Origin of the sequence: Paenibacillus sp. (assembly GCF_031177825.1) — a bacterium.
Classification (GTDB): Bacteria; Bacillota; Bacilli; order Paenibacillales; family YIM-B00363; genus Paenibacillus_AE.
In genome coordinates, this window is record NZ_JAPSKE010000009.1 from 53,794 (window position 1) to 64,840 (window position 11,047).

General features: G+C 59.3%; 10 protein-coding genes and 1 pseudogene. 7 read left to right on the forward strand and 4 right to left on the reverse strand.

From position 1 onward, the window contains the following. Positions 1 to 43: 43 nt before the first annotated feature. Entirely contained in the window at positions 44 to 664 is a 621-nt protein-coding gene (locus RIN49_RS12945; protein ID WP_309120590.1) for a nitroreductase family protein, read from the reverse strand. A 161-nt stretch (positions 665 to 825) separates the two neighbouring features. Here RIN49_RS12945 and RIN49_RS12950 point away from each other — a divergent pair, with 161 nt between their 5' ends. Next, entirely contained in the window at positions 826 to 2,280 is a 1,455-nt protein-coding gene (locus tag RIN49_RS12950; protein ID WP_309120591.1) for an amidase family protein, read from the forward strand. A gap of 82 nt (positions 2,281 to 2,362) precedes the next feature. Here the strand turns inward: RIN49_RS12950 and RIN49_RS12955 are convergent, their stop codons facing one another. Then, positions 2,363 to 3,091, reverse strand: coding sequence for a phosphonate ABC transporter ATP-binding protein (locus RIN49_RS12955; protein ID WP_309120592.1), 729 nt, complete (start codon positions 3,089 to 3,091; stop codon positions 2,363 to 2,365). Positions 3,092 to 3,241: 150 nt separating this feature from the next. Between RIN49_RS12955 and RIN49_RS12960 the strand changes: the two genes are divergently transcribed. Both RIN49_RS12960 and RIN49_RS12965 read left to right on the forward strand, forming a co-directional pair. Next, entirely contained in the window at positions 3,242 to 3,526 is a 285-nt protein-coding gene (locus RIN49_RS12960; RefSeq protein WP_309120593.1) for a hypothetical protein, read from the forward strand. A gap of 98 nt (positions 3,527 to 3,624) precedes the next feature. After that, entirely contained in the window at positions 3,625 to 4,011 is a 387-nt protein-coding gene (locus tag RIN49_RS12965) for a VOC family protein (protein ID WP_309120594.1), read from the forward strand. A gap of 266 nt (positions 4,012 to 4,277) precedes the next feature. On the opposite strand, the gene RIN49_RS12970 is transcribed toward RIN49_RS12965, so the two are convergent. Further along, positions 4,278 to 5,168 (reverse strand): helix-turn-helix transcriptional regulator, encoded by an 891-nt coding sequence (locus RIN49_RS12970; RefSeq protein ID WP_309120595.1) that lies wholly within the window; start codon positions 5,166 to 5,168, stop codon positions 4,278 to 4,280. Between the two features lie 194 nt (positions 5,169 to 5,362). Between RIN49_RS12970 and RIN49_RS12975 the strand changes: the two genes are divergently transcribed. The 4 genes from RIN49_RS12975 (at position 5,363) to RIN49_RS12990 (ending at position 10,542) form a co-directional block, all read left to right on the forward strand. Continuing rightward, the gene (locus RIN49_RS12975; protein WP_309120596.1) at positions 5,363 to 6,667 is read left to right on the forward strand and encodes an ABC transporter substrate-binding protein; all 1,305 of its coding nucleotides are present in this window, start codon (positions 5,363 to 5,365) and stop codon (positions 6,665 to 6,667) included. 63 nt (positions 6,668 to 6,730) lie between these two features. Then, complete coding sequence (locus RIN49_RS12980; protein ID WP_375295248.1) at positions 6,731 to 7,678, forward strand: carbohydrate ABC transporter permease; 948 nt, start codon at positions 6,731 to 6,733, stop codon at positions 7,676 to 7,678. Positions 7,679 to 7,695: 17 nt separating this feature from the next. Continuing rightward, positions 7,696 to 8,523, forward strand: coding sequence for a carbohydrate ABC transporter permease (locus RIN49_RS12985; RefSeq protein WP_309120598.1), 828 nt, complete (start codon positions 7,696 to 7,698; stop codon positions 8,521 to 8,523). A gap of 42 nt (positions 8,524 to 8,565) precedes the next feature. Next, on the forward strand, positions 8,566 to 10,542 hold the full coding sequence (locus RIN49_RS12990; RefSeq protein ID WP_309120599.1) for a glycoside hydrolase family 127 protein: 1,977 nt from the start codon (positions 8,566 to 8,568) through the stop codon (positions 10,540 to 10,542). A gap of 277 nt (positions 10,543 to 10,819) precedes the next feature. On the opposite strand, the pseudogene RIN49_RS12995 reads toward RIN49_RS12990, so the two are convergent. Further along, a pseudogene (locus RIN49_RS12995) lies at positions 10,820 to 10,933 on the reverse strand (Virginiamycin B lyase); the annotation flags it as partial. Between the last annotated feature and the right edge of the window lie 114 nt (positions 10,934 to 11,047).

The window sequence follows — 11,047 nt, forward strand, 5'->3', positions numbered from 1 at the left end:
GCGAAAACGCCCGGTCTCTCCCTCGAGACCGGGCGTTTCATGTTCACCGATATACCTTCATCCGCTCCTCCAGCGGCTCGAACGACTTGTCGCCCGGCTGCTGCGTGGGATTGCCGAACGGCATCTGCGCGATCAGCTTCCACTCCTTGGGCACGTTCCACGCAGACCGTACTTCGTCGTCGATCAACGGATTGTAATGCTGCAAGGAGCAGCCGAGTCCTTCCAGTTCGAGCGCCGTCCAGACGACGTATTGAAGCATCCCGTTCGATTGCAGCGACCACAGCGGGAAGTTGTCCTTATACGTCGGGAACTTCTGCTGCAGCCCTTCGACGACCGCTTCGCACTCGAAGAACAGAATCGTGCCGTACCCCGCCGCGAAGCCGTTCATCCGCTGCTGCGTGGAATCGAACTGGTCCGCCGGCACGATCTTGCGAAGCGTCTCCGTCGTAATGCTCCACAGCTTCTCGTGATGCTGTCCGAACAGCACCAAGACCCGGGCGCTCTGCGAGTTGAACGACGACGGCGTATGCAGCACCCCCTCCCCGACGATCTCTTGAATCCGCTCCTCCGAGACGACTTTCTTGTTCCCGATGCCGTAATACGACCTTCTATGTTTGACGGCGGTCAGAAATTCGGAGCTTTGAATGGTAGTCGCATGCGACATAACGGTTCCTCCTTCGAATGACAATCGAGGTTAGTTTGATTCGTCCAAGAGGGGACTATGTGTCGAAAGCTCCTGATTTCCAAGGAAATGGCTGGGGAATACGGACGAACGGATTGCGGTACACTGAGAACCGACGAAGGCTCGGCAGAGGAGGAGAACCGTTGATCGATTTCGAGGAAGCGACGATTCTCGAGATACAGCGAGGAATGGAGAACGGAGCGTTCCGGGCGAAGGAATTGACGCTGTATTATATGGAGAGAATCTCCAAGCTCGATAAGAACGGTCCGCGGCTTAACGCCGTGCTGGAATGGAATCCCGATGCGCTCGCGATCGCGGAAGCGATGGATCGGGAACGGGAGGTTCGCGGGACGCGAGGCCCGATGCATGGCATTCCGGTCCTGCTTAAGGACAACATCGAAACCGCGGACCGACTTCATACAAGCGCCGGCGCGATGGCGCTCGCGGACTCGTATGCGGCGAGAGACGCCTTCGTCGTAAGACGTCTGCGGCAAGCGGGAGCCATCGTACTCGGCAAGGCGAATATGAGCGAGATGGCGAAGTTCGTGTCGGAAGCGATGCCGAACGCGTACAGCTCCCGAGGCGGCATCGTGCGCAACCCGTACGGACCGGGCGAGTTCGACGTCGGCGGGTCCAGCTGCGGATCGGCCGTCGCGGCGGCCGCCAACTTGACGACGGTCTCGCTCGGAACGGAGACGCTCGGCTCGATCATCAATCCCGCGGTGGAAAATTCGATCGTCGGCCTCGATCCCACGATCGGACTCGTCAGCCGGACCGGCTTGATTCCGCTCGCGCCGACCCACGATACGGTCGGACCGATGACGAGAACCGTAGCCGACGCCGCGGTCGTGCTGAGCGCGATCGCCGGGTTCGACGAGGAGGACGTCTCCACGCGAATGGGCATGGGCCGCGCGCTGGACGATTACCTGCCCTGCTTGAACGAAGGGGGGCTGCGGGGGGCTCGCATCGGCATCGCCAAAGACGCCGATTATCCCGAAATCGACCAGGAAGATCGTCGTCTGCTGGAGCGAGAGCTCGAGACGCTCCGGCGGCTCGGAGCGGACCTTGTGGAAATCGGCGACTTGGACAAGCTGCAGTTGCAACAATGGGATCTAACCGTCTTAATGTACGAATTCAAGCCGGCGTTCAACCATTACCTCAGCCTGCTCGGCCCGCACGTTCCGATTCACTCCCTCAAGGACTTGATCGCGTACAACCGGATCCATAATCCCGGCGTCGCCTTATACGGCCAGCAGCTGCTGCAGGCCGCGGAGCGAACGAGCGGCACGCTGACGGAGGAGGAGTATATTCGGGCCAAGCTGCGCGACCTGCGCCTCTCGCAACGCGAGGGGATCGACGATTTCACCGACCGGTACCGGTTGGACGCGATTCTCTTCCCCGGTCATACAGGCGTCGCCGCGCCGGCGAAGGCGGGATATCCGTCCATCACCGTGCCCGCCGGATACCGCGATTCCGGTAAGCCGTTCGGGCTGACGTGGACGAGCGGAGCGTTTACCGAACCGAAATTATTGTCGTTGGCGTACGCTTACGAACAAGCGACGAAGCATCGGAAATCGCCAACATTCGATATCGCATGATCGCATACTTCGCGCCGCTTCAGGGATCGACGACGACAGGGGCGACTCCTCGACGAGGAGCGCCCCTGTGCCATTTACCAAATTACAACAACTTATTGCGTTCCGCGGCCGTCAACCGTCGAGCCCGAATATCGAGCGCGACGCGCCCGTCCGCGATGCCGACGATGCGGGAGGCGTACTTCTCGGCCATCTCGATGTTCTGCAGCGCGCAGACGACGGTCACGGTCTCTCGGCGGTACAGCTCCTTGAAGCTCTCCATGATTTTCTCCGCGTTCATCGGATCGAGACCCACGACGGGATCGTCCGCGACGATCAGCTTCGCCCCCTGCGACAGCGCCCGCGCGATCAACACGCGCTGCTTCTCCCCGCCGCTCAGCTTCTCCACCTTCTGAAGCGCCTTATCGAGCAGCCCGACCTGCTCGAGATAGTCCATCGCGCGAACATGCTCTTCCTCGGACGGCTTGCCTCCGATCAGCTGCCGCCAGAAGGAGAACTGCCGGAAGCGGCCCGTCACCACGTTGCGGAACGCCGTCCGGCGCCCGTTCAGCTGATCCGTCGAACCGATCACCGACCAATCCTTGCTGGCTTCCCACCGCGTCCACCAGTTGCTCTGCGTTAGGTTGACGCCGTTCATCACGACGTCCCCCCCGTCCGGACGTTCCTTGCCGACCATGCATCGCAAGAGCGTGCTCTTCCCGCTGCCGCTGCCGCCGATGATCGCGACGAAATCGCCGCGGTTCACCTCCAGGTCGACTCCCTTCAACACCGGCGTGTCGCCGTAGCTTTTGACCAAGTTGTTCACGATGAGCATAAGATGACTCCTTGTCCGTAATCGTAATGTCTCGTCGTTCGTAAATAATGCGCTTTCCTAGATTATACCTCAATTCGGGACGAGCCGCGCACATAATTCCGGCCGGTGTCGAACATTTTATAGTAAGAATAGGAAGGGGAGGGAATTCGCATGTACGAAAAAGGCGACGAAACGCTCATCCAACGCTTGAAACGGTATTATGCAGACTATCGCCTGTCGGAGGATCCCGACGCGAGCTTCCGCGACGCCTGCGCGGCGTTATCGCTGTCGGTCATCGATACCGTGGGCGAGCTCGCGGACCGCGACGATTGCTCCGCGATTCGCAACGTGCTGCGGGAATACCGGGAAATCCGGTCCTCGGTCGGCGGCAGCAACGACTCCGTGAAGGAACGGCTCGAACGGGAGCTGCGCGAGCGCGCCTCGCAGCCGGTATAAAAGAGAGGACGAATCGAATCCGAGCGTCCGGACGACCATTGACAATTCGTGGAAGGTTGCCTATGATGGTATCGTTTCTTGATCTCGGGAGGGTACCTATGGGAAGCAAACGCATGGATCATGTCGGCATCATGGTAGCGAATATGGACGTTTCGATTCGATTTTACACGGAGGTCGTCGGTCTTCGGTTGAAGGATCGGTTCACGCATACGAACGGCGTGATCGAACTGGCTTTCCTCGGCTACGGCCACGAGGGCGAAACGGAGCTTGAGCTCATTCAAGGGTACAGCGACAAGCTTCCCGCCGAAGGCAAAGTGCATCACGCCGCGTTCGCCGTAGACGACGTCGAGGCGGAATTCGGACGGCTTAAAGCGTCCGAGGTTCGCCTGATCGATACCGAAATCACGACGCTGCCGAACGGATACCGGTACTTCTTCTTCTACGGTCCGGACGGCGAGTGGATCGAGTTTTTCCAGCGCAGCTAAGTCGTAATTGGGGCGGGGCGAGGGCGTATGTTCCCGCTCCCCCCACTTCGTTCCTCGTTCGTGGAAAAAGACACTGATCGTAGCAAGCGAACAGTGTCTTTTACCGTATTCGTTAGCAACATTGCCCGGAAAAAGGAAGCCGAACGTCTCTTGCGGGAGCGGTCGCCTTCACCATCTTGATCAAAAGATCGAAAACGATAACTTCCGAAACCCGAGAGCTAAGGATTCTCCACTAAAGGTAAGATTTATCTACCTAGTTAACCCTTTTAATGATTGTTCATATGGATCAGATAAAATGCCTTGCGGTACTCGGTCGGGGTCATACTCTCGTATTCCTTAAACAGGCGCATGAAATATTTCTCGTCGGCGATGCCGATCCTTTCGGAAATTTCCTTCACGCCGAGCGAGCTTCGGGTGAGGAAGTCCTTGGCCTTCGAGATTTTCATCAAATTGATATATTCCTTCAGGTTAAATCCCGTCTTCTGCTTGAAGAAACGCGAGAGGTAGTTCTTGTTGTAACGGAACCGCTTCGCCACGTCACGCACGGATATATCCTCCAAGGCGTGCACTCGGACCCATTCGATGATCTCCGCAAGATTCCTGTCGCCTTGCGACTTGTCCGGCGACGTCTTATAGCTGGCGATCATCTGGTCCGATAGCTCGATGAGGAGCAGCGTGGCGATATAATGCGCCGCCTGCTGGGTGTAATAGTTCGACATGCCGATATGCTGCAGCTGCTGAAACAAGATGTTGGCGCGCTCGATACTGACGGGCGAGAAATACAAAGGAAGGTACACGTCGTCGCACGTCTTCTGCGACTCCGGACCGTTGAGCGATGCCAGCTCGGCGGACAGCGACGCCTCGTCGAGGACGGCGTAAGGAGAATAGGTTAGGAAATGGAACCAGAAATACGATACGCCCGCCTCGCACGGACGATAGCCCTCGTGCACGACGCCCGGCAGCAGCACGAGCACGTCCCCGGGCCTCACCTCGTACTTCTCCCCGTCCTGCGCGATGTGCAGGCAGCCTTCCAGACCGATGATGACCACGAACGAATCCAAGCAGCGCCGTCCATGCGTCCACGGCACCTCCGACTCGAAACGGCCGCAAGATAAAAATTCGATCGGCTTCTCGATTTTCGCGCGCAAATAGGCCACGCGGCCCCGCCTCCCCTCCGCCTCCATCGTCTCCCGGATGCAAACTTTCGTAACTTTTCTCCACCTAATATGGTTTGGGCGCTACTTACTTCTCATTGTACGCATGATATTCTTTTTATTGCAAGCGGTTACAATACGACCAAACACAGCCCAGTCAGTCGAACCCAAATTACCTATTCTAGGAGGGTCGCAAGATGAAGATGGCAAAAATCGGGGTCTTGGCATTGGCGTTCGCCTTGTTCGCGTCCGGCTGCGGCGGAGGAGGAAACGGCGGCGGAAGCGGCGGCAACGAAGCGGTCACGCTGCAGTTCATGGGCTGGGAAGCTAGCCCGCTCGAAACCGAGGCTGTGAAGAAAGGCCTTGATTTGTTCATGGAGAAATACCCGAACATCAAGGTCGAATATCAGCCCACGCCGGGCGGGGCGCAATACGCGCAGAAGCTGCTGACGATGCTGGCGGGCAATGCGGCGCCGGACGTGTTCTTCCTCGGCGCCGCCGAATATCGTTCCTTCCAAGAACGCAACGTGTTGCTAGACCTGACGCCTACGTTCGAGGCGGCCATGTCGCTGGACGACTTCATTCCCTCCTCGGCCCGCATTATGGAGATCGACGGGAAAATATACGGCGTCAGCAGCTGTACCGTCTCCCCGGTGTTGTTCTACAACAAGGATTTGTTCGACAAGGCGAACATCCCTTATCCGCCGAGCGATCCGAGCCACGCGTGGACCTGGGACCAGTTCCGGCAAGCGGCGATCGACCTTACCGTGAAGGAAGGCGATAAGGTGGTACAGTACGGCGCCTTTGGATTGGAGAACTTCTATATGACGTCGGCCGAAATCTTATCGAACGCCGGACAGATTTTCACGGAAGACGGATCGAAGATCGCCGTCAATTCCCCGGAGGCCAAAGAAGTCATGCAGAAGGTGCTCGACCTTCGTCTCGAGCACGGCGCCTCGCCGACGGCGAAGACGCTGGAGAGCATCGGCATGCGCGCGAATCAGATGCTGCAAACCGGTAAAGTGGCGATGATCATCGAAGGCTCTTGGGCGCTGCAGGAGCTCGCCGCGATGGATTTTCCGGTCGGCGTCGCCCCTCTGCCCGTCTTCGACGTGCCGAAGACGCACGGTCAAGCGCACGTACACGCCGCCGCCCATAACACGAAGCATCCGGATGAAGCGTGGAAGTTGATCGAATTCCTCTCCTCGGAGGAGTATCAAATCCAGCTCATTAAAGAAGGGCTCTGGATGCCGAACCGCAAGTCGCTGTACACGGAGGACGGCATCGCGAAGTGGCATAACGAATCGGTGCATCCTGAAGGCTTCAAAGCGATGGCCCGTTTCTTCGCCGAAGCGGACGCGTATCCTTTCACCCTCATCACGCAAAACATCGTCAACGACATCATTACGGAAGAAACGGATAAGCTTTGGTATTCGGGGCAATCGGTCGACGACACGATGGCGAATATCGAGAAGAGATCGAACGCGGAATTGGCAAAATAAGCGATTGAGGCCGGCGCTCCGGCGAGCCGGGGCGCCGGCCGAAGGAGGGAGATACGTATGAGCATGGAGAGGAGCTTGACCGAAGCCGGCGGCCGGGAGGCGTCGTTCCGCGCAGGCGATGCTCGCGCGAAATCGTTGCGGCGTCTTTTCCGGAAGGACGGCGCTTGGGCGGCACTATTGCTGCTCCCGAATTTGCTAGGCTTTCTCGCGTTCACGCTGATCCCCGTCTTCGCGTCCTTCTTCCTGAGCTTCGCGTCTTGGGATATGCTGACGCCGATCGAGTGGACGGGGATCACGAACTACATCGAGCTGTGGAAGGACGAGACGTTCATTAAGGTGTTCTGGAACACGATTTATTTCGCCGGCGCGTCGGTGCCGCTCGGCATCGCCTGTTCGCTGTTTTTGGCCGTAGCGCTCGACCGTATCGAGCTTAAGAAGTTTTACCGCGCCGCGTATTTCCTCCCGGTCGTCTCGTCGATGGTCGCGATCGCGGTCGTGTGGCAATTCATCTATAACCCGGAGTACGGCTTGTTTAACTACGTGCTTAGCTGGTTCGGCATTCGCGGGCCGCAATGGCTCACCAGCACCGTCTGGGCGATGCCCGCGGTCATTCTGACGAGCGTCTGGAAAAATCTCGGCTTCAACATGCTCATCTTCCTCGCCGGACTGCAGGGCATCTCGGACGACTACTACGAAGCCGCTTCGCTCGACGGCGCGCGGTGGTATCAGAAATTCCTGTACATTACCGTGCCTCTGCTGTCGCCGACGACGTTCTTCGTCACCGTCATGTCGTTCATCGCCTCGTTCCAGGTATTCGATACGATCTTCCTGATGACGCAAGGCGGCCCCGCTCGTTCGACGTCGGTCATCGTGCACTACCTGTACGAGCACGGCTTCAAATACTTCAACATGGGGTACGCGAGCGCGATGGCGTACGTGCTGTTCTTCATGATGTTCCTGATCACGGTCATTCAATTTTGGCGTCAACGCAAATGGGGCGTGTACTACTAAACAAGGAGGGATCGCTCATGACGAAGACCGGCCTCGCGACGAAGCTGCTATCGCATGCCGTCCTGACGCTCGGCGCGCTCACGATGGTCGCGCCCTTCCTCTGGATGATCGGCACGTCGCTCAAGCAGCTACCGGAGGTATTCGTCTTCCCGCCGACCCTGTTCGGGGAGCGGCTCGTCTGGGACAATTATTTGAAGCTTGCGGATCGGTTCCCGTTCGATGTGTATTTTCTCAATAGCTTGAAAGTGACCCTCATCGTCGTCGCCTTTCAGCTGTTCACGAGCTCCATGGCCGGCTACGTCTTCGCGCGGCTGCGTTTTCGGTTCCGTGACGGCCTCTTCGCGGCCTACCTTGCAACGATGATGATTCCGGTACAAGTGACGCTCATTCCGAACTTTATCGTGATGCGACAATACAACCTGGTCGACACGCATTGGGCGCTCATCCTGCCCGCGCTCGTGTCCGCGTTCGGCACGTTCCTCCTTCGGCAGTTTTTCCTGACGATCCCCGGGGAGCTCGAGGAAGCGGCGAAGATCGACGGCTGCACCCCGTTCGGCGCGTACTGGCGCGTGTTCGTGCCGCTGTCGAAGCCGGCGATGGCGACGCTCGGCGTCTTCGTCTTCATGAATACGTGGAACGACTTCATGGGGCCGCTCATCTTCATTAACACCCAAGCGAAGATGACGCTGCCGCTCGGCCTCGCGTCCATGCAAGGATTATACGGCACCGATTGGCCCGTCTTGATGGCGAGCACCGTCCTGTCGGTCGCCCCGTTGATCGTCATTTTCCTATTGGCTCAGGATTTCTTTATTAAAGGGGTCACGCTCTCCGGCCTGAAGGGCTAGAGCGGATCGTCGTTAATTACCTAACGGAAGGAATGGGGAACTATGAACAAGTTGGAAAAGGATACCCGCACACCGCTGCAACCGGTCGACTTGAAGCGCGTTACGATCGAGGACGCATTCTGGTCGCCGCGCGTGAGGAGCGTCGGCGACGCCGTCGTCCCGTACCAATGGAAGGCGCTGAACGACGAAGTTCCGGGCGCCGAGCCGAGCCACACGATCGAAAACTTCCGTATCGCCGCGGGGGAAGCCGAAGGCGACTACTACGGCATGGTGTTCCAAGACAGCGATCTCGGGAAGTGGCTCGAGACGGTCGGCTACGTGCTCGCCGAGCGGCGCGATCCCGAGCTCGAGCGCATCGCCGACGACGCGATCGAGCTGCTGGCGAGGGCGCAGCAGCCGGACGGCTACTTGAATTCCTATTATCAGGTCAAGGAGCAGGGCAACCGTTGGACAAATTTGCGCGACAATCACGAGCTGTACTGCGCGGGCCATCTTATGGAAGCGGCCGTCGCTTACTTCGACGCTACGGGCAAGCGCAAGCTGCTCGACGTCATGAGCCGGTACGCGGATTACATCGGCACGATGTTCGGCGACGGTCCGGGGCAGAAGCGAGGCTACGACGGCCATCCGGAGATCGAACTCGCCCTGGTCAAGCTGGCCCGCGCGACCGGAGAAACCAAGTATCTCGAGCTGAGCAAATTTTTCGTCGAGGAGCGGGGGCGTCAGCCGCATTTCTTCGACCTCGAAGCGCGGGAGCGCGACGAACAGCCGGCGACCGGACGGCGCGCCCGTCGGCGCACGTACGACTATTTCCAGGCGCACCTGCCCGTGCGGGAGCAGACGACGGCCGAAGGGCACGCTGTTCGCGCCGTGTATTTGTATACCGCTATGGCGGATCTCGCCGCCGCGTACCGGGACGACTCGCTGATGGAAGCATGCAAGCGGCTGTGGAACGACGTCGTGCGTACGAAGCTTTACGTGACCGGCGGCATCGGCTCGTCGCAATACGAGGAACGGTTCACCGTCCCCTTCGACCTGCCGAACGACCGAGCCTATACGGAGACGTGCGCCGCGATCGGGCTCATGTTCTGGGCGCAGCGCATGCTCGCGATCGAGAAACGCGGCGAATACGCCGACGCGATGGAGCTCGCGCTGTATAACGGCGTGCTGAGCGGCATCTCGCTCGACGGCAAGAGCTACTTCTACGTCAATCCGCTCGAGGTGTGGCCGGCGACGGCGAACTTCCGCGAGGACATGTCGACGGTGAAGGTCGAGCGCCAGCCGTGGTTCGGCTGCGCCTGCTGCCCGCCCAACATCGCTAGGCTGCTCGCCTCGCTAGGATCCTATGCCTACTCGTTCGACGAAGCCGCTCGCGAGCTGTTCGCGCACCTGTACGTCGGCGGCAGCGTCGAGGCGGCGTTCGGCGGCGATAACGTGCGCCTGTCCGCGACCTCGAATTATGCATGGGACGGCCGCGTCTCCTTCGTCGTATCGTCCGCTTCGCCGGCGCCGTTCACGCTCGCGTTGCGAGTGCCGGGCTGGTGCCGACGGGCGACCGCGACGGTGAACGGCGAAGCGGTCGACGCGGGCGCGGCTGTCGACGGGTATATCAAGCTGAACCGCGTCTGGGTCGACGGCGACCGGGTCGAGCTGACGTTCGACCTGCCGGTGGAACGGATGCGGGCGCATCCGAACGCGCGGGCGAACGCGGGCAAGGTCGCGCTGCAGCGCGGGCCGATCGTCTATTGCCTGGAGGAAGCCGACAATGGCCCAAACCTGCAGGACGTGACGCTTCCGGCCGACGCTTCGTTCGTCGAGTCGTACGATGCGTCGCTGCTCGGCGGCGTCTGCAAGCTGACGACGGTCGGCAAGCGCAGCGCCATGCGGGACGAAGACGAAGGGCGGCTATACGTTGCGCACCGTATCGATCGAGTTGACGCGCCCCTCGTCGCGATACCGTATTACGCCTGGAGCAACCGGACGCCGGGCGAGATGACCGTGTGGATTCGATCCGAATAGCGGGGGGAGATGTTCCGATGAAGACGGTCCCGACATCGACGGAGCTTTCGACGCTAGCCGGCAAGGGAGCGCTCCGAGCTTCTGGGCTGGGGATCCCCGCTTGCCCGCCGCGCGGACCGTCTATTTTCCGGTTCGCTCGTCGTCCTCCCGGTAAGCCTTCGTGAAAGAAAGTGGAGCCGCCCCCCGAAATCGCGACAACGTTCCGATTCGATGGCGGCTCCTTCCGTTTCTGGGGATCTGTTACGTTGCACCTTCGATCATGACGATCGCAGTCGAGTTAAGCACTGGGAGGAACTAGTCTCCCTATTTGATTGCACTCTTCTGCAAACCATACTGCGCCGTCCAAACCGAATCCGATACCGTGAGGCTCCGCGTTGGGAGTCGGAATCGTTGCAACTTTGGATTTGTGATCCCAGGCGATTCGATCGGCTGTATCTTCAAACAATGCCCTAACGGATACGTACGTTCCTTCCACGAAAAACTCCTTTTGCGTTCTCCCATTGTA